This is a genomic window from Cupriavidus sp. (assembly GCF_057315035.1).
In genome coordinates, this window is sequence record NZ_DBHKYV010000032.1 from 1 (window position 1) to 20,050 (window position 20,050).

The 20,050-nt window shown below is 65.5% G+C and carries 12 protein-coding genes; 5 read left to right on the forward strand and 7 right to left on the reverse strand.

Annotated features, from left to right (window positions below; all coding sequences use genetic code 11):
• The first annotated feature begins 230 nt into the window (after positions 1 to 230).
• The 4 genes from bluB to ACO550_RS28625 all read left to right on the forward strand — a co-directional run bounded on the left by bluB (position 231) and on the right by ACO550_RS28625 (position 11,026).
• On the forward strand, positions 231 to 905 hold the full coding sequence (gene bluB, locus ACO550_RS28610; RefSeq protein WP_315598785.1) for a 5,6-dimethylbenzimidazole synthase: 675 nt from the start codon (positions 231 to 233) through the stop codon (positions 903 to 905).
• Between the two features lie 92 nt (positions 906 to 997).
• The gene (locus ACO550_RS28615) at positions 998 to 4,300 is read left to right on the forward strand and encodes a Tc toxin subunit A-related protein (protein ID WP_315598784.1); all 3,303 of its coding nucleotides are present in this window, start codon (positions 998 to 1,000) and stop codon (positions 4,298 to 4,300) included.
• Between the two features lie 6 nt (positions 4,301 to 4,306).
• Positions 4,307 to 4,954 carry a hypothetical protein gene (locus tag ACO550_RS28620; RefSeq protein WP_315598783.1) on the forward strand — a complete coding sequence of 216 codons (648 nt, stop codon included), beginning with the start codon at positions 4,307 to 4,309 and terminating at the stop codon, positions 4,952 to 4,954.
• A gap of 30 nt (positions 4,955 to 4,984) precedes the next feature.
• Positions 4,985 to 11,026 carry a toxin TcdB middle/N-terminal domain-containing protein gene (locus tag ACO550_RS28625; protein WP_485995044.1) on the forward strand — a complete coding sequence of 2,014 codons (6,042 nt, stop codon included), beginning with the start codon at positions 4,985 to 4,987 and terminating at the stop codon, positions 11,024 to 11,026.
• Positions 11,027 to 11,109: 83 nt separating this feature from the next.
• On the opposite strand, the gene ACO550_RS28630 is transcribed toward ACO550_RS28625, so the two are convergent.
• The 4 genes from ACO550_RS28630 to ACO550_RS28645 form a co-directional block, all read right to left on the reverse strand.
• Entirely contained in the window at positions 11,110 to 12,132 is a 1,023-nt protein-coding gene (locus tag ACO550_RS28630; protein WP_315595748.1) for a hypothetical protein, read from the reverse strand.
• Between the two features lie 162 nt (positions 12,133 to 12,294).
• Positions 12,295 to 13,413 carry a LuxR C-terminal-related transcriptional regulator gene (locus ACO550_RS28635; protein WP_315595749.1) on the reverse strand — a complete coding sequence of 373 codons (1,119 nt, stop codon included), beginning with the start codon at positions 13,411 to 13,413 and terminating at the stop codon, positions 12,295 to 12,297.
• Positions 13,414 to 13,529: 116 nt separating this feature from the next.
• Positions 13,530 to 13,955 carry a GFA family protein gene (locus ACO550_RS28640; RefSeq protein WP_315595750.1) on the reverse strand — a complete coding sequence of 142 codons (426 nt, stop codon included), beginning with the start codon at positions 13,953 to 13,955 and terminating at the stop codon, positions 13,530 to 13,532.
• Between the two features lie 31 nt (positions 13,956 to 13,986).
• A complete protein-coding gene (locus ACO550_RS28645; RefSeq protein WP_315595751.1) occupies positions 13,987 to 14,826 on the reverse strand; it encodes an EamA family transporter in 840 nt (279 codons plus the stop codon).
• A 162-nt stretch (positions 14,827 to 14,988) separates the two neighbouring features.
• Here ACO550_RS28645 and gcvA point away from each other — a divergent pair, with 162 nt between their 5' ends.
• A complete protein-coding gene (gene gcvA, locus ACO550_RS28650) occupies positions 14,989 to 15,879 on the forward strand; it encodes a transcriptional regulator GcvA (protein ID WP_315595830.1) in 891 nt (296 codons plus the stop codon).
• 36 nt (positions 15,880 to 15,915) lie between these two features.
• On the opposite strand, the gene ACO550_RS28655 is transcribed toward gcvA, so the two are convergent.
• From ACO550_RS28655 to ACO550_RS28665, 3 genes are all read right to left on the reverse strand, one after another.
• Positions 15,916 to 17,718 carry an acyl-CoA dehydrogenase family protein gene (locus tag ACO550_RS28655; RefSeq protein ID WP_315595752.1) on the reverse strand — a complete coding sequence of 601 codons (1,803 nt, stop codon included), beginning with the start codon at positions 17,716 to 17,718 and terminating at the stop codon, positions 15,916 to 15,918.
• Between the two features lie 242 nt (positions 17,719 to 17,960).
• Complete coding sequence (locus ACO550_RS28660) at positions 17,961 to 18,965, reverse strand: AraC family transcriptional regulator ligand-binding domain-containing protein (RefSeq protein WP_315595753.1); 1,005 nt, start codon at positions 18,963 to 18,965, stop codon at positions 17,961 to 17,963.
• A gap of 88 nt (positions 18,966 to 19,053) precedes the next feature.
• Positions 19,054 to 19,977, reverse strand: coding sequence for an adenylate/guanylate cyclase domain-containing protein (locus ACO550_RS28665; protein WP_315595754.1), 924 nt, complete (start codon positions 19,975 to 19,977; stop codon positions 19,054 to 19,056).
• Between the last annotated feature and the right edge of the window lie 73 nt (positions 19,978 to 20,050).

The window sequence follows — 20,050 nt, forward strand, 5'->3', positions numbered from 1 at the left end:
TCTCTGGCCATTATTCTCGCCCGCCGCATCGAAGCTTGGCTTGCTGCAGCGGGGACCGAATACTAATGCGTTTCGTGCCTGTCTGGCAAGTCTTTTTCTGACATGACTTACTCGTCGCCTCAACCGCACGGGAAAGTGCGCTGCCGGCACGGAACGCGAAGTGGCCTGCGCGTCGCGCCACAATCGACAACATGTGCTACAACGACCTGCCCCGCAACCTAGGGAAATCAATGGAACAAATCGGGTCAGGCCCTCTAGTTGACGAAACCGAGCGCGCCGCGTTGTACCGCATCATGGCGCTACGGCGCGACTGTCGTCACTTCACGCCGGGGCCTCCCCTGGCCGAGGCACAGTTGGAGCGTCTTCTGAATGCAGCCCACCAGGCACCCTCGGTTGGACTCATGCAGCCGTGGCGGTTCATGCGCTTGAGCACCCCGGAATGGCGTGCGCGACTGATGCCGCTGGTGGAGACTGAGCGACAGGCCACGGCGCAGGCCTTGGGTGAGCGCGCGGCGGAATTCCTGCGCCTCAAAGTCGAGGGCATTCGTGACTGTGCAGAGCTGCTGGCGGTAATCCTGGCGCCTGACGATGGCACGATCTTCGGACGCCGCAGCATGCCGCGCGAAATGGCCTGGGCTTCCGCCGCGTGTGCGGTACAGAATCTCTGGCTGGCAGCGCGCGCTGAAAATCTCGGCCTTGGGTGGGTATCCATGTTCGATCCCGACGCACTCGCGCGGGAGCTCAGCCTTCCTGCGGGTGCGACGCCTTTTGGCCTGCTATGCCTCGGGCCAGTACCCGCATTCTACGAAGCGCCGATGCTCGAACAGGTGGGCTGGCGCAAACGTTCGGCGTTACATGAAATCCTGTGGGACCCTTCATTGCCTCTTTCACCGGTCAACAACTGACCCTTCCGCTTGTATCCTCGGCGTTATCGACTACCCTGAATCCGCCTGCCGGCGCCACGCCGGTGGCCTGCGGACGACACAGGGGGGACAGCATGCCTTCGTACCTGGCCGAGGCCTACACCACCAAGGCGGTCGCCCGCCTGGCGCTTGCCACCCCACCCACCGCGCAATCCCTCGAGGCCCAGATACAGGCCCGGCTGCTGGCCGGCAATGCGGCGTTCTTCCGGCAACGCTACAGCGAGGCCTTATCGGAGTACCTTGCCGCCTGGGCCCTGCTGCCGGTGCTGGTGTGGCCAGTCTTTCCGGTCGAGGTCGGCAAGCTGCGTCCCGAGATGCTGGCCGAGGTCGAACTGGTCAAGCCACTGCTGGAGGCCAGCGTCAACATCCATCGCCTGCGACCGTCGCTGGGACCGGCGGCGGCCATCATGCCTAGCGTCGAACCGCCGCAGGAACTGCTGGAACTGACCGACCGTTTCGCCGGCGACACCACGCGTGCGCAGCGCGAGCATGCGCTCTGCCTCACGCTGCTACGCCAGGGTGAATTCGATCTGGCGCGCCGGCACGCCGAAGAGGCGCTCGCCGCCGGAGACGATGCCCGGCGCGGCGACGGCTTCGCACTGCTGGCCGCGGTAGCGCTGGCCAGCCAGGACGTGGGCGGGGCGCAAGACGCGCTGGCCAACGCAGCCGAATCCTATCGAGGACAGGACAGGGCCGACGCGCTGGCCGCTGTCGAGCACAACCTGGGCGTGACCAGCACCCTGGCCGGCAACGCCGAGGCCGCCGCCGGCCACTTCGCCAATGCAATACACCGCGTACCCGCACTGGGCGGCTGGCAGGTGACGCAGGCGCTCAATCCCGGCAGTGCGTCGGTCACGCGCGCGGTGGGCAGCGCCGGTCTGCCGCTGCTGCTGCACAGCGGCGCCGCCTGGCAGGCGCATTCGTTCGATGCGGCCGAACCGGTGAGCGAGTTCGAGGTTGCCGGCAGAAATGGCGCTGTCCATATCGACCTGGCCGCCGGTGCCGGCGCACTGGAAGCCGCGTTCTACCAGCCACGCATCGACGCCTTGCGCCTAGCCGACCTCATCGTCGACCTTGGCAACCTGGGCGCATTCACCTCGCACCTCGCGCACGTAAGCGGGCTGGTACTGCCGCTGTCGCTGGGCGACACCTACCATGCACTGGGCCGCCACGACCTGGCCGCCAGCTACTACCTGCGCGCACGCGACTACGCCTACCTGAACTTCGCGATCGAGCGCCCCATGCTGTGGGCGCGCCTGGCCCGTACCTACCTGGCCGAAGGCGACCGCCACTACCGCCAGCAGGACACCGACGCTGCCGTGCAGGCCTACTCGCGCATCGTCGCCCTGACTCCCGCTGGGTTCGAGCTCTCGGGAGCGCTCTACGAAGGTAGCTTCGCCCCCTATGCCGACGACACGCTGGCGCTGCTAAACGCCCCCGACCGGCTCGCCTTCGACGGCATCGACTACGGGCGACGCATCGTGATACTGCAGGCGCTGGCCAATCTCGGCCAGATTGCCAACGGCATCAACTATCTGGGCATCCCGGACGACATCATCCCGATCCACCCGTGGCGCTACTTGCAGAACCAGGCGCGCTACTTCACCAACCAGGCAATCCAGGCCGAGCGCGCCTATCTCAACTTCAAGAGCACCGCTGAAAAAGAAGCCTTCACCCGGCTCACGCTGCAACAGGCGGTGGATGCGCAGAAGTCCGCCGTCAAGGTGGAGGACGCCAAGGTTGCGCTGGCCAAGACGCAGCAGGACGTGGCGCAGAGCGCCGCCGAAATTGCCGGCAAGCGCATCGACCAGGCCATCGAGGCGCGCGACGACTATGCGACCGTGGCCGAGCAAACCGCGTTCTACGACGAGATCACAGCGCTGTATTCGGCCCCGGACGGCGGCGTGCATGTCGATCCGGACTTTGCCCGGCAGCTCGGCATCCAGCTCACCTACGTACACGAAACGTACACCGACCTGTTCGGCACATCGGACTTCTACTACACGCGCGACGTTGCCAAGGGCGACATCCTGCGCACCATGAACCGCAGTCGCAGCAAGGCCACGCGCGAGCTTGAACTGCGCAACATGGACCGCAAGGTCGACCAGCTTACCGACGACCTCACGCTGGCCAATGGCCAGGTCGCGGTCGCAAAGAAAGGAGTGAAGGCCGCGCAGGCACAGCAAGAGTTGGCAAAGCTGCGCGCCGCACAGGCCAGGTCGCAGCTTGACGCGTTCAACGACCAGGAACTAAGCCCCGAACTTTGGGACAACCTGGCACAGGCGCAGCGCGAGATCAGCCAACGCTACCTCGACTGGGCCATCGGCGCCGCCTTTCTGATGGAGCGCGCCTACGAGTTCGAGTACGACCTCACCGTCAACCGCATCCGCTTCGACTACGAGCGCAGCGATCTCAACGGCATGCTGGCGGCAGACCTGCTGCTGGCCGACGTCGACCAGTTCAGCTACGACCGCCTGCTCGACACCGAGAAGAAGGCCCCGATCAAGGTCAGCATCGCGCTGGCCGACCGCTACCCGTTCCAGTTCCGCCGCGACTTCCAGCAGACTGGCCGGCTCGACTTCCAGACCACGCTGGAAGATTTCGACCGCTGGAACCCTGGCACCTACCGTCGCAAGCTGCGCCGGGTCGAGGTGATCGTGGAGGGGCTGGTAAGCGCCGATGGCCTGCACGGCACCCTCACCAACAGCGGCTTCTCGCTCGACCGGCGCCGCGACGGCACGGTGCAGACGCGCGTGCAGAAGGCCGAAACCATGATCCTGTCGCGCTTCGACATGCGCGGCGACGGCTTCGTCTTCACCGCTACCGACGAGCAGGTGCTGGCGGTGTTCGAGAATAGCGGCGTGGCCGGCGGCTGGGTGCTGGAGCTGCCGCCGGACGTCAACGATGTGGACTTCCGCACCATCACCAATGTCCACCTGGTGCTCTACTACGACGCCTGCTACAGCATCGGAGTGGCTAACGTGGTGAGAGCCGGGCTGGCCGCCGTGAGTCACGACGAACAGATGCTCGGCCTGTCGTTGCGCTTCCAGTATCCGGACGAGTTCTACAACTTCCAGTCCGAGGGTGCGCTGCGCTTTGCGCTCGATGAGGGCTACCTGCCCTTCCACCATCTCGCGCCCCGGGTGCGCAGCCTGTGCCTGAACGTCGAGACGGTGGATGGCGTGTCGCCGGCCGGACTGACGTTGACCGTGGAACATGGCGCCAATGTCGCCAACGTCGTCACTGCTGCCAACGGCCTGGCGGGGCCCGGCGATGCCGCGCTGGCAGTGTTCGTGGGCGGTCCACTGACCGGCGACTGGACCGTGCGCATCGATCGGGCGCTCAACCAGGCCGCCTTCGATACCGGCTTCGGCTAGGACAAGGTGCGCAACCTCGCCTGCTTCGCCAACTACGGGTATTCGCCGCGTGGCCGGCCGGTTACGACGCTGAACCTGGGCGCCGACCCGCTCGCCGCGTTCGAACGCATCGACGACCCGGCCGCCACCGATGGTGGCCCCGGCGCCTGGAGCTACGACGCTGCCGTGCCGTGCCTGCGCCAGCAGTCGAACCTGCATGCCGCCGCCCATCTCGATACCAGCCCTGCCAAGCCCGGCGCCATGCTGCTGGCGCGCACCGACGCCGGCTGGCCAGTGCGCCGCGACCTGTTGCTGCGCGTGCGGCTGCAATCTGACAGCGACGGAATCGGCGTGATCCTGCGCTACCAGGATGACAACAACTTCTATTACTTCCTGATGGACGCCACGCTTGGCTATCGCCGCCTTGGCAGGAAGGTCGGCGGTGTCTTTGCGGAGCTGGACGTGCCGGCCTTCGATGCCACCGCCGACTACCAGGCCGGCCAGGCCCACGAACTCTGCGTCGCCGTGGTCGGCGACGCGCTGGTAGCAGCACTCGATGGCGTGCAGATCCTGTCGGGCCGCGACCACGCGCTGCCGGCGGCGGGCCGCTTCGGCCTGCTGGCATGGAAGAATCCCGGGGCGCGCGTGCTCGGCCTGAGCGTGCGCGACGCGTGACAGCCAGGCCTCACGCCAAAGTCCATCGCCATGGCCAATCTCCCCGGCACTTCCGCGCTGACCGTCAGCCTGCCCAGGGGCGGCGGCGACGTGCGCGGGCTGGGCGGCAACTTTGTCGCCGACTATAACCGCGGCACCGGCAGCTACACGGTCGACCTGCTGATGCCGGCGGGCCCTGCCGGCCTACGCCCCGCACTGGCGCTCAGCTATAGCTCGGGCGCGGCGAACGGCGCCTTCGGACTTGGCTGGGGCGTAGGGGTACCGTCGATCCATCGCGATGGCGAACGCCGCTTCGTGCGCTATGACGACAGTGACGGCTTCCGGCACGATCGCCATGGCGAACTGGTCCGCCTTGACGGCGCGGGGGAACCCGCTGGCGCGCCCCAGCGTTACCGCCCCAAATACGATGAATGGTTCGCCCGCATCGAGCGCGGCGAGCACTGGGAGGTCTTCCCGCGCGAAGGCGGCGTGCAGCGCTATGGCGTGGACGGTAACGCCCGCATCGCGCACCCCGACCACCCCGAACGCGTGCTCGCCTGGGCGCTGCAAGAGGTCGAGGACCGCAATGGCAACCGGGTGCGCTACCACTACCTCGCCGATGGCAACAACCGCTATCTGGACGAGATCGCCTATGGCCCCTACCGTGTGGTGTTCACGTATGCGCCGAGGCCCGATGTGCTTGGCACCGCGCGGCACGGCTTTCCCCTCGCCACCGCACTGCGCTGCATCGCCATCGAGGTCCATTGCGACCGCCTTGCCGGAGCGAGCCTGATCCGGCGCTATGCATTGGCCTATGCCGAGCCACAGGAAACGCCGCTGTCCCTGCTGCGCGAAATCCGCCTGAGCGGATACCGTGACGGCGACACCGTCGCGCTGCCGCCGCTCACCTTCGACTACACCCCGTTCCGCCCTCCCGCCAGCCGCTGCCGGGCCTTGAACAACCCCAACGGCTTTACGCTCGCGCCGCTCGGCGTGCGCGGCACCGACTTGCTCGACTGCACCGGCGACGGCCTGCCGGACATCGTCCAGATCGGCGGCGGGCAGCGCTGTTACTGGGCCAACCGGGGCGACGGCAGCTTCGACGCGCCACGCCAGATCCGCAGCCTGCCCGCCGGCGTGGAGCTTGGCGCGCCCGGCACCAGCTTCGGCGACATCGACGGCGACGGCGCCGCCGACCTGCTCGTCACCGACGGGCCGCGCACCGGCTACTTTCCCCGCATCGGTCCCGCCGCATGGGGTCCGTTCCAGGCCTACCCGCGCGCGCCCAACTACGACCTGCGCGACCCCAACAACCGGCTGGTCGACCTCGACGCCGACGGGCAGGTAGACCTGCTGCGCACCACGTCCACGGCCTTCATCCTGCACCTGAACCGTGGCGTGCAGGGCTGGAGCTCGCAGCCGCCCATCCCCCGCGTGCGCGATCTCGACGCATTCCCTGATATCTCGCTGGCCGATCCGCGCGTGCAACTGGCAGACATGACCGGCGACGGCCTCGCCGACATCGTGCTGCTGCGCTCCGGCGAGGTGTCGTACTGGCCGTACGAGGGTATTGGCCGCTGGGGTCGGCGCCGCGTCATGCGCGGCTCGCCGCCGTTCGCGCGCCCGAACCAGCCGCGCGGGGTGTTCCTCAGTGACGTCAACGGCGATGGGCTGGCTGACCTGGTGGTGGTCGAGGCTGATAGCGTGACAATCTGGATCAACCGCTGCGGCAACGGCTTTGGGGCGCCCATCCGCCTGACCAACACGCCGTTGACCAGCGGCGCCGAGGTGCGCGTGGCCGACCTGCTGGGCGCGGGCACGGCCGGTGTGCTGTGGAGCCATGCGCATGAGGTAAGGCCGCACACGCGCTATTTCTTCCTTGACCTGGCTGGCGAGCAGAAGCCCTACCTGCTGTCGTCGGTCGACAACGGGCTTGGCCGACGCACGCGCATCCGCTATGCCAGCTCCAGCCAGTTCGCCGCGCGCGACCGCGCCGAGGGCCTGCCGTGGCAGACCTTCCTGCCGTTTCCGGTGCAGGTGGTGGCCGAAGTACAGCAGGAAGACCCGCTCGCCGGTCTCGACACCCGTCTGGAGGTGCGCTACCACGACGGCATGTACGACGGCCGCGAGCGGCGCTTTGCCGGCTTTGGCCGCGTCGAACTGACCGAACACGGCGACGACACCGCGCCCACACTGCACACAGTGATGCGTTTCGACGCCAGCCCCACCGAGGGCCTGGGCAGCGACGCACGCGCCCTGGCCGTGGCACGCTGGGGCAAGCTGCTCGAGACACGCCAGGGGCCGGCCGATGGCGCGCCGCTGCGGCTGGCCACCAGCGTCTGGACGGCCGCTATCGCGCAGCACGGCGCGGATGGCACGCCGGTGGTCACGGTGCATCGTACCGGCAATCGCAACGAGGCACCCGGCAGCGACGGAACGACAGTGGTAACGACCCACACCTATGCCTTCGACGAAGCCGGCAACGTGGTTAGCGACCAGTCATCGGCCAACGGGCCGACGCCACTCGCACAGCGCAGCGAGATCACCTACGCGCGCACTCCCGACGGCACGGTAACCCCGCTGCCTGCGCGCATACTCGACAGCGCCTCCGATGGCAGCGTGCTGCGCGAGCGCCGCTACTACTACGATGGCGCCCCCTTTGCCGGCCTGCCGCTTGGGCAGGCCGGCAAAGGCAACCTGATGCGGCAGAGCCTGCGCGTGCTGGCTGCGAATGACTTTGCGGACCACTACGGCGCGGCCGGGCTCGATGCTGCCACGCTCGGCTTCCGCCTCGAAGATGGGGCCGTGTGGACCGACGCCGGCCGCTACCAGTACGACGCGAAAGGCAACCTGCTCACCGCGCGCGATCCGCTCGGCCACGACACCACGCTCGAGCGCGACGCCGATGGCATCTTTCCGCTGCGCATGCACAACCCCGCTGGGCACGAGGTGCATTTCCACTGGGACGATGCCGCGCTGCAGCCCGACCGCATGACCGACGCCAACGGCGCCATGTGGGCTTTCGGCTTCGATGCGCTGGGCCGCGTGACCCGCCTCGCCCTGCCCGGCGACACGCTGGCGGCGCCAAGCGAGACCGTGGCGTGGCATCTCGACGCCACGCCACCCTACGTCGAACTGGAGCAGAAGCAGGCGGCCGGCGCCCCGCCAGCGCGGCGGCGCGTGTACCACGATGGCGGTGGCGCGGCGCGCCAGGCCCGCGCGGTGATCGACGACGACACCGTGCTGGTGTCGGCTCCGTTCACATTGAACCGGCGCGGCTGGCTCGGCCGCCAGGGCGAGCCATCTTTTGGCGCGTCGCTGGACTTTGCCCCGCATGCCCCGCTGCCTGCGGGCGAGTCCACTACCCTGCACTACGACGCGATCGGACGTGTGATCGCCACCGACCTGCCCGGCGCGCGCAGCACGCGCGCGCTCTACGACTCCTTTCGCACCGTACTCTACGATGCCAACGACACCGACGCCTCGCCGGAGAACATCGCACGCGGTTTCTTCGATACGCCCACCGTGCGCCGGCTCGATGGCTGGGGACGCCTGGTTGGCGTCACCGAGATGCATGACGGCCTGCTCACCAGCCATACCTACGAGCTCGATGAGGCTGGCCGGGTACTGAAGGTCACGGGGCCCGACGGCGCACGCATACTGTCGCAACGCTTCGACCTGGCGGGCAACCGGCTGGCGCTGGACCATCGCGATGCCGGCCTGCGCCGCTACTACCACGACGCCGCTGGCCGGCTGGCCTGTTGCGTCGACGCCGCCGGGCAGCGCGTGGACTTTGGCTACGACGCGCTCGACCGGCCCACCCGCGTCAGCGTGGGCAACGCCACCGTGCAGCAATTCACCTACGACGACCCGGCACGCGCCAATGCCATCGGCCGGCTCGCCGCCGTGCACGACGAGGCCGGCGACTGGAGCTTCGACTACGACGCACGCGGACGTGCCACGCAGCGCACGCTGACCGTCCCGGGCCGCAGTTGGTCCCTTGGCCACAGCTACCACCCCAACGGCCAGCTCGCCGCCATCCGTTACCCCGACGGCACCGAGACGCGCTACGTCTACGACCGCTGCGCGCGCCTGAGCGCGATCCCCGGCACGCTCGAGGCCATCACCTACGACGCCCGCGGCCGGCGCACGCAGCTAAAAGTCGCCAACGGCGTGCGCACGCTGATCGACTACGACCCGCAGCGCCGCTTCCTGTCACGGCTGCAGGTGATCGGCGCGGCCGGCGACACAATGCACGACGTCAGCTACGGGCGCGACAGCGTCGGCAACCTGCTCAGCCAGCTCGATGGCCGCCCGCCCGGACCCGATGCCCCGCATTCGCGGCGCTTCACGCTAGATGGCCGCTACCGGCTGACCGAGGTGGCCGGCGGCGGTTCGCCCGCGGTGGCAGCCTATGTGCGCCGCTACGGCTACGATGCGGGCAATAACGTACTGACCTTCCCCACCCATGGCGCCGCGGGCATTGCTTACGATCCACCGGGCAGCAGCCGCATAGCCGGCATCCTTGATGCCGCCGGCAACCTCGTGCGGCTATACGCGCATGATGCCAATGGCAATGTCATCCGCCTGCCCGGGCGCGAGCTACGCTTCGACGCATTAGGCCGACTTGCCGGCGTGCAGCGTGCCGATGGCGCCACCGCCGCCTATCTGCACAACGCTGCCGGCGAACGCATCTGGCGCACCACCACGGTGGCCGGCGCGGTGCGCCGCACGCTGACGCTGGCCGGCCTGTTTGAGGAAGACGACGACGGCACCACGCGCCGCTTCGTGCGCGCCGACGGCGTGCCTGTCGCGATCGACCAGGCGGGTACCCGCACCTACCTGCATGGCAACGAGCTGGGCCACGTGACCCTGCTCACAAACGGCGTCGGCGCGCTGGCCGGCAGCCGCGTGTTCCAGCCTTTCGGCGAAGACGCTGGCGCAGCGTTGCAGGCGGTGCCCTGCGCATTCGGCGGTCAGCAGCTCGACGAAATCAGTGGGCTCTACGCACTCGGCGCACGCCACTACGCCCCGGAAATCGGCCGCTTTGTCAGCCCCGATCCGCTTTACCTCAGCGCGCCCGAGCTCGCGCTCGCGAGTCCGCGCCTGTTCAACCCCTATGCCTACGCCGCCAACAACCCGATGGTCTACGCCGACCCTAGCGGCATGTCGCTGCTTGGTTCGGTGCTGGGCGGGCTGGTAGGCGGCCTGGTGGGTGCCTTCGTCTTCGTGGTGTCGGCAGGCAACCCGTTCCTGTCGGGCCTGGCGGGCGGGCTGGTGGGCGGCGCGGTGGCGGGCGGCATCGACGGCGGCGCCAAGGGGGCCGTGATCGGCGGCCTGCTCGGTGCACTGAGCGGCGCCCTTGGCGGTACCGCGGTGTGGGGCGTTTCCGCGCTGGCCGGCACGCTGGGCGGCGCCGTGGCACAGTCCACCACGCTGGGGATACTGGGCCTCGTCAGTTCTTCGCTAACCCTGGGTGGGGCCGTGGGCGCCGGCATCACCGGCGACAACTGGGACCTCATGGCCGGCTATGCCGCCGGCATGCTGGGCGCATGGCTCGGTGGCGCCATTGCCAACCGTGTGATGATGGCGGGCTTCTGGAACGGCGACAAAGTGCCCGGGCAGGTGCGCGACGCCCACCAGATGTTTTCCGAGCGCGCCCGCAGCCGCGCCGATATCAGCGACACAAAGTACTTCATGGAACGCGTCGCAACCGGCCCTGGCGCGTTCGAGAACCATGGCACTGTCACCTTCGTCGACAAGGCCACCTACGGCCGCATAGGCGACGACTACCTGGACTTCCTCGACACGTATTCGCATGAACTGGGCCACGCGATCCAGGAAAAGAACATCGCCGACTTCGACGCCGCTTGGGGCGCCTCAGTGCAGCGCTACGGCGTAGGCGGGACCAACCCCTTCCAGATCGATGCGGACAACGCCGGACGCTGGCTGATGCACTATTCGCCCTATCCGCTGCACGCATATTCGATCGCCATGGCGCCAGCGATCCTGACGCTGGCGCAGCCCACCATCTACGACAACCGCACGAAGGGAGATTCGTTCTGGCGCGACTTCGACCGCGGCGAGCGGTAGGGTGAAGGCGCTTGCGGAAGAGTTTTGCCTTTCCGGCAGCATTCGCCGATGCAACCTACGTTTGGCTGCACCGCGTTCCGACGTCAGGCTTTCACCACCCCGAAGCACGCCTTGTAGGACGCGCCCTCCCCCGAAATCAACGCGGTCTGGAACTTGTAGCCCACACCCTTGGTGAACTCGGTCTTTTTATGTGCTGCCATGGTGACAAGGGCCTTCGACGCGAGAATCGGCGTATCGAAGCCGATCACATCGTCGTCAAAGTCGAACTCGTTCTTTAGCGCGTCGACGACAACGCTTACCGCGGTTGGAAGCAACGCCGCTGCCGCCGCTGCCAATAAAGCACCGACACCGGGCACTGTTGCTACCAACCCGCCGAGTGTCGCGGCACCCGCACTGACGGCAGCCGTCATTGCCGCGGTGTATTGCTCCGGATCCTCAAGGTCATGCTCCATGACCATGGAACTGATCGCCAGCCCGATCGGTGGCCCGCGATAGACTTCGACAAGATCCGGCCGCGATTCACCGGCGTCGACGTCCTCATAGATTTGCGTCCGCAGTGATCGACTACCAATGGGCGACAGCACGCCAATCACAACGTATGGCTCGTCCGAGTCGGACGTCTGGTCCCAGTCCGTCTCGCCGAAGCACAGCAATCCCGTGTAGTGCACAACGATGTTGTTGATGTCGATAGCACCCGTGTCTGCCCACCAATAGATGGCGCCATGCTCGAACGTGCTGACACGCCCGCCATCGTCAGGCAACGCCTGCTCATCGGTGAGCGGGAATCCGAGCCACGACGATGGACCACCAAGCTTGTCATAGTACTCACCGATGGCGCCGTAGACCCATGCCGGATGCTTCGCCGAGCCGCCCATGTAGATGGCGCCATGTTCGTAACGTATGCGATGACCGCCTGAGATGGCTTCCACATCGGAGACAGCCTTGCCGGGCGATCCCTTCAGCTTGTTCCAGTAGCGCTGGATCAGCATGGTCGGGCTGATTTGCACTGACGGAAATGGGTCCTTGATAATGAACGGCGGCTTGCCGCCGGCTTTGACGAACGCGGTTTTCAGATCGGCACGGATAGTGGCAGTAGCGCCTGGCATGGTGACTCCTCGCGATGTGGGCAGGATAAAACGGCTCCGCGCGGCGCGCGGGTCCGTGGCGCAAGTCTAGGAATACCGCGTGAAGACACCAGCCTCGTCCGTGGACACCCTGACGAAGGGATGCATCCGCAAAAGGGGAGTCCGGCGCGTCCCCGAATGGGGTTATCGCCCTGCCAGCATCAGCGCGACAAGCTCGGCCTGCCGATGGGTATCGGTCTTGGCGAAGATCCGTTTCAGGTACGTGCGCGCGGTTTCCTTGCGGATGCCCAGATGTTCGGCCGAGTCCGCGAGGCTGCGGCCCTGCACGATGCAGTCCAACAGGTCATTCTCTCGACTGGTGAGCTGCGCAAGTCGCGCAGCCGAACCGGCGGATGATGCGTTGCCTTGCCCTTCTTCGGTCAGCACAAGCGCGATTCGCGCGCTGGGTGGCGAATCATGGCGCCACGCATCAACAGGTATGACTGACACTGACAACGGCGATAACGGCGCCTGTCGAACCAGGCGGCAGCGCAACGCATTCTGGACCCCGCTGGCGCCAACGTAATGGCCTCCCTGCATCAGCACCGCTCGGGCAATTGTGGCATGCAGCGTAGCATCGAGAACCGGCGATGTGCCGCCAATCCTGGTGAGTCCAAAACGAACGCCGTCGTTGCGATCCACCAGGTCCAGTGCCTTGCGGTTTGCGTCCACGGCGCGCAGGTTGGCGTCAAGCCAGATCAGGCCAATGCCATGTGCGTCCATCAAGTGGCATGTCAGGTCGTAACGTTGAGCAACTCCAGCGAGATGGGCATGAATGCGCAGCGCCTGATGAAGATGGGGGATGAACGCAGCGGCTGCGGCAACGTCGGCGGGCCCGAAATCACTCGCGCCATGCACGCGTCCGGCAATGAAATAGGTTCGCCCCGGCATCGCACGCGAAAGCGGCGCCACCATGCCATAGAAGCCGTCAACCGGCCTGACCGTCTGCTGGTAGATCTCGGATCGCTCGAACTCCGCATCCGTCACGCACGATGTCTGTCGCATCGGCACGCCATCAGGAATTGACGCAATCCACGCGGGCGGGTTCGTCGACAGTTTCTGATAGATCAGCGATGCCGCACCCGCTCCCATGCCAGTGGCCGCAATCAGGCTGCGGCCCCCGGCCGACTCCGTGACCAGCATGGTTCGCTGTGCCACCACCACTTCGCTGAACAACATCAGCGCCTCGGTCCAGAGGTCATCTGATAACACCGCTTGATAAACACGCTGAATTGCCGCGTATAACGCATCGAAGTCTGCCATCACCCCCTCCCACAGCCGAAAGACTGATCGATACTAGGCGACGCACGCAGATTGCTCCACGCCCGGATGAGCGGGCGCTCGATGCAGGAGCGAAGATACCAGGACCAATAGACGACTTAGTCGTCCGGAACAAAGCGCAGGACCCCTGCCCTGCGCGCCGGCCCTCCACTGTCGTTCGGATGGTTGACGCCATCCATGACTGGTACCTCAAGGAAATCGAACGGGCTTACCCCGTCCAGGCATGCCACGTTCACGCCGTACAGGTTCGGGTTGGAGCGCCGTTGAAGATGCGTGGCTATGCCGCAGTGTGAACAGAAGAAGTGCTGCGCCGATCCGGTGTTGAAGCGGTAGCTCGATAGCGCATCCTCGCCCTGCAGGAACCGGATGCCACCCTTTTCGACCGCCACGACGACGGCGCCGCGCATGCTGCAGTAAGAACAGTTGCAGCGGCGGATCGAGTTGAAGCCGTCGCTGAGCGTTACCTCGAAACGCACTGCGCCGCAATGGCACTGGCCAGCCCGAATATTCGTGTCATCCACCATGATGTTTGTGTCCCCTGTTCCAGTACCCATCTCATAGGCCAAGGCAAACCGCACCGGCCGCGACGACCACGCAAGCGAGCCAGCGCGTGGCACTGACCGATTCGCGCAGGAATACGCGCCCGATCAGCACCGCGAAGACCACGCTGGTCTCGCGCAATGCCGATACCGTGCCCATTGCGCCCGATTCGAGCGCCCAGATCACGATGCCGTACGCCGCGATCGACACCAGGCCCCCAACGAGCGACGAGCCGACCGACAGCGGCTCGGCTCGCATCGATGACCATAGCGGCGCGAACCCGCGTGCCGCGACGAATAGCACCGGCATCAGCCAATAGGACAGGAACATCCACGCGGTGTAGCTCAGTGCCTGGCCATCGGACAGCCTGACGCCAATACCGTCGATCACGGTATAGACCGCAATGGTAGCGCCGGTCGTCAGCGCGGCCAGCGCACCGGCGCGCGACACGTGGCGCCCCAGCGCGATGGCGACGATGCCACCCGAGATCATCGCGATGCCGAGAATATGCAAGGGGCCGATCGTCTCATGCGCAAACAGTGCCGCGCCGAGCGTGACGAGCAGCGGCGAAGAGCCTCGCGCGATTGGATACGCAAGCGCCAGGTCGTTGCGACGATACGACCGCACCAGGCTCGCGTTGTAGAAGATATGCACGAGCCCCGAGGCGACGATGTAAGGAAACGAAGCACTAGCGGGCCAGGGATTCGACAGGACGACGAATGTGGAGACCACCGCGATGGCGATGCTCATCCACGTCATGGACAAGAACCGATCGCGGTTGCCGTGCAACAGCGCGTTCCAGCTCGCATGGAGCATGGCGGCAAAGAGCACGATACCGCCGGTATAGCTGAGCATGAGGATGTGCGGGATTTTGGGTAATGGATATTGGGTATTGCCTGGTGGGTGCTCGAAGGAGAACGGGAGATATCTTCGACGACGCAGCAAGAAGGATATCTATCTTGTAGCGGTCCATCAAACCAGTTAAATTGCTGGTTCACGTTAGAAAAACTATCTCAAATGAAACGGGTATTGCCCCCGCTCAATGCCTTGCGGGCCTTCGAGGCCGCAGGCCGGCTCGGCAGCTTCAAGGAAGCCGCCGCCGAGTTGCATGTCACTCACGGGGCGGTGAGCCAACACGTGCGTTTGCTGGAGGAATGGCTGGGCGCATCGCTGTTCGAACGGCACAACCGGAGCGTAAAGCTGACGCCGGCAGCGAAGGCCTATCTGGAGAAAATCGGTCCTTTGTTCGAACAGCTCGCGCACGCGACCGAGACATTCGGCGTGTTCGAAACGGTCTCCCGCACGCTGTGCGTCAACGCGCCCGCGACATTCACCTTGCGCTGGCTGGTGCCGAGACTGGCAAAGTTCCGCGCCGAACATCCCGATGTGGAGGTCAGGGTGGAAACGTCAAACGGGCCGCTGGAGAGCCTGAGCGACAGCCATGACATCGTCATCCGCGGTGGTCCGGATACGTTCTACGGCTATGCGATGCAACCGTTCCTGACGGAAGAGAGGCTGCCGGTCTGCAGTCCGGCGCTGTTACAGCACATACCGTTGCGCGCGCCAGGCGACTTGCAACATCACACATTGCTGCATACCTCGAGTCTTCCGCGACTCTGGCCTGACTGGTTGGCAAGCGTTCAAATTCCTGATCTCAGGCCAGCTGCCACGCTGACCTTCGACCATTTCTACCTGACCTTGCAGGCCGCCATCGACGGGATCGGCATTGCGATGGGGCCAACCGCGCTGGTATCCGACGATCTCGCCGCTGGCCGGCTGGTTGCCCCGTTCAGCGGCCCGCGTCTGCCGTCGCGCAGTTATTGCACCTACGTTCCCGATGAAAAGTCTGGCGATGAACTGGTCATGACGTTCCGCTCATGGCTAGAACGCGAGGGCCTGGGTGCGTAAGCGCCACGCACCCAGCCCTACACCGATCACGCACCTTTAGAAGTGCGCTGCGCTCAATGTAAGGAAGCCGTCGGTGCCCACCGCACTGGTGATGGACGCCTCGATCGCCGGAGCGCGCGTCAGGATGTGGTTGGCGAAGAATTCCGCCGTGGCGATCTTGGCGCCATGGAAGGCCTGGTCTTCGCGCTGTTTTTCGATGGATACGATCAGTGCGCGCGCCATCTGCCAGCCGGTCAGCACGATGCCGGCCAACTTCAGGTAGGCCACGCTGGCACCAAACACGGCGTTGGCATCGGCGCGTGTCTTCGCAACCACAAAATCAACCACATTGCCCAATGCCACGCGCCCGGCATGCAGTCGCTTGTACATCGCACTGCACGCCGCATGCGCGCCGCCCTCCGCATAGATCTTCAACTCATCGAGCGTCTCGTCGATTTGCGCGAGGATGGCCTTGGCGGCGGCACCCCCGTCCCTGACGGTCTTGCGACCAACGAGGTCGTTTGCCTGGATGGCGGTGGTGCCTTCATAGATTGGCAGGATGCGCGCATCGCGATAGTGTTGCGCCGCGCCGGTCTCCTCGATGAATCCCATACCGCCGTGCACCTGCACACCCAGGCTGGTGACTTCGACGGACATCTCGGTGCTCCACCCCTTGATGATCGGCACCAGATATTCGTAGATCGCGGCATATTGCGCACGGGTCGCAGTGTCTGCCGCGTGGTGCGCGATATCGGAGTAGCCTGCGGCCACCAGCGCGAGCGCCCGGGCGCCTTCGGTCAGGGCCCGCATCTCCATCAGCATGCGGCGCACGTCGGGATGCTGGATGATGGCGACGGCTTCGCTTGAAGAGCCGTCCACCGGGCGGCTCTGGATGCGGTCCTTTGCGTAGCCAACGGCCTGCTGGTAGGCGCGATCCGAGATTGCAATACCTTGCACCCCAACACCAAAGCGTGCCGAATTCATCATGACGAACATGTACTCCAGGCCGCGATTCTCTTCCCCGATCAGGTAACCGGTAGCGCCGCCGTGGTCGCCGAACTGCAGCACGGCAGTCGGGCTGGCCTTGATGCCGAGCTTGTGTTCGATCGAGACACACTGGACGTCGTTACGCGCGCCCAGCGAGCCGTCATCGTTGACCAGGAACTTGGGCACCAGGAACAGCGAGATGCCCTTCACGCCTTCCGGCGCGTCCGGCGTGCGCGCCAGCACCAGGTGCACGATATTCCCGGCCATGTCGTGCTCGCCGTAGGTGATGAAGATCTTGGTACCCGAAACCTTGTAGGTGCCATCGGCCTGGCGCACCGCGCGCGAACGCACCAGCGCCAGGTCGGAGCCGGCCTGTGGCTCGGTGAGGTTCATCGTACCGGTCCACTCGCCTGCAATCAGGCGTGGCAGGTAGCGCTGCTGGAGTTCGTCGGAGCCCGCCATAAGCAGCGCTTCGATGGCGCCATCAGTCAGCAGCGGACACAGCGCGAAAGACATGTTCGCCGCGTTCATCATCTCGATGCAGGGCGTCGCGACCAGCTTGGGCAGGCCCTGGCCACCGAATCTGGTCGGATGCGCAATACCTTGCCAGCCACCCTCACCGAATTGCCGGAACGCGTCCTTGAAGCCGGCGGTCGTCCTGACTTCGCCGTCGTGCCACGAGCTTGGCTCCCTGTCCCCAGCCACGTTCAGCGGGGCAACTACCTCGCCGTGGAACTTCGCTGCCTCGTCCAGCACGGCCTCGACGGTTTCCGGCGTGGCATCCTCGAAGCCGGGCAGCGTGGCCACTTTTGTCAGTGCGGCCAGCTCCTGAATGACAAACAGCATGTCTTTGGTGGGTGCGGTATAGCTCATCTCTTGCCTCATTATCTTGAGATACAGCGCCTCCGGCCGGTTGGCCAACAGCGCTGCGACATCGATGAAGCGATCGTAATGTGAGGCTGCGCAACGGGTATTACCCGAATCGGCCCATTCACTGACAAATCCTGCCGCTTTTGGCGTGGACCGGGCTTGCCCGGTCGTCCACGGGCTTTTGCAGCGCGCGAGATGGCAGGATTTGTCAGTCGACGGCCAGATTTGTGAGTCGGCGGATCAGGTCAGGCCGGGCGGCGGTAGGCGTTAGGCGTGCTGCCGGTCCAGTGCCGGAATGCGCGATGGAAGGCGGTGGGATTATCGAAACCCACGTCGAAGGCAATCTCGGCGATTGGGTCGGTGGTGCGGGTCAGGCGCTGGATGGCCAGATCGCGCCGCACCTCGTCCTTGATGGCCTGGAAGGTCGTGCCTTCGGCAGACAGGCGGCGACACAAGGTGCGTACCGAGTGGTGGAGTGTCTGCGCCACCGCATCGATGGTGGGCGACTCGGGCAGGCACTCGGCCAGGTGCTGCCGCACGCGGTGGCAGGTCAACTGCTCCGCGAAGGCGACGAAGATCCAGTCCTCGGGCGCACGCGCAAGGAACTTTTCAAGATCGGGCTTGCGTTGCCTGACCGGCAGATCGAGGTAACGCGCATCGAAGCCGATCTGGGTGCGCCCGCAATCAAAGCGGACCGGGCCCGGAAACAGGTACAGGTGATCACTGCTTTCCGGTGGCAGCGGAAACGCAAACTCCGCGCAGTCCAGCAGGATTCTCTGCCCGATAAGCCACGAGGCCATGCCGTGTACCAGCTTCAGCATCAACTCGCAGCCCAGCACGCTGGCGGCAGGGCCGGGGCCGCCGGCGTTTGGCACCAGTTCAACATACGCTGACGCGCCTTCGCGCCGCAGTGTCAGGCGAAACTCGTCAAGGATCAGGTGGAAGAACTGGCCAAAGCGGTGCAACGCGATCTCCAGCCGTGGCGCATCGAGCAGGCTGAGACCAAGAAACTTGAGCACGCCGTTGCGTAGCGGCCGGCTGAAGATGCCCGGCATTTCATCGTCGAGCTCCATGGCCAGCAGCCGGTAGAGCGTGGCGAACTGTTCCTGGGTCACGCGTGCGCCGGGTTCAAGCAACAGTTCTTGTGCAATGCCCGAGCGTTCGGCAAGCCGCGCGATGGCAGCCGGATCAGCGCCGGAGAGGAAGCCGTTGACGACGGAGATGGGTACGGTAGCGGACGGGCCTGTCAACGAGGGTGCAGGCAGTGAATGCCGAAATGGGATGATGACTTCGCATTCTGGCACAAACGCGGCGTGCAACCTACCCTGGCCCTGCTATTCAGGGCAGCCCCTTGCCGATATCGGTCTGCAGGAAGAACTCGACGCGCTCGTCGTTGGCCCATGCGGCTTCACCGAAGGTGAGCCAGCCGTGGTGCCGCAACGCGACTTCGTCGCGACGCAGGATAAACGGTTCTTCACCGTCGAAGCTGACGTGGGTGCCATTCGAGCTTCTATCGACCAGCACGTATCGCCCGGCTCTCGGCTCGACTACGGCCTGGAAGCGCGACGCGCGCCGGTCCGTCACGACCACGGTCATGCTGCCGTCGCGCCCAACCGTAACCGGCGCTGACTCGGCGGTCATTTCCACCAGCGTGTCGCGATAGCGCAGCGTGAGAAAGCTCCAGGCGACCGCGCCCGGTTGGGTCTCGGCGACGAGCGTGAGGTCTGTGCCCTCCTGCCAGATCGCCTCGAACAGTTCCACGGGATGGTCCCTGCCACGCACCTTGATCGGGTAAAGGCCGCGCGTTCTCTGCCGCAGACTTGGAGAAAGATGTTCGACGGTCTCACGGCTGGTCAGGATCTGGCCGCGCGAAGCCAGGGCCGTAAGGCGGGCGGCCAGGTTGACGCCATCGCCGAACACATCGCCCGATGCGTCCACCAGGATCGGGCCCTGATGGAGACCGATATGGATCGACATGGCGATGCCGCTCACTGGCGCGAGCTGTGAAACGGCGAGTTGCATGTCGACTGCCGCCAGCATCGCCTGTTCCGCGGACGGGAACATCACCATGATCTCGTCGCCGATAGTCTTGATGACCCGACCATGCATGGCGCAGGCACATGACGTCATGGCGCGGATGCATCGGCCGATCGCCGCCAGGGCTGCCGCGTCGCCGGCTACTTCGTATAGCCGTGTGCTGCCGCTGACATCCGCGAACATCACGGTCCCATTCGACACGTCGCTGTGCGATTCCCGGTCCATATATAGACAACCCCATGCGATCCCGCACAGGAATTCTGGCACCGCCGCCCGCGTAGCTCAACCCGAAAGCGTT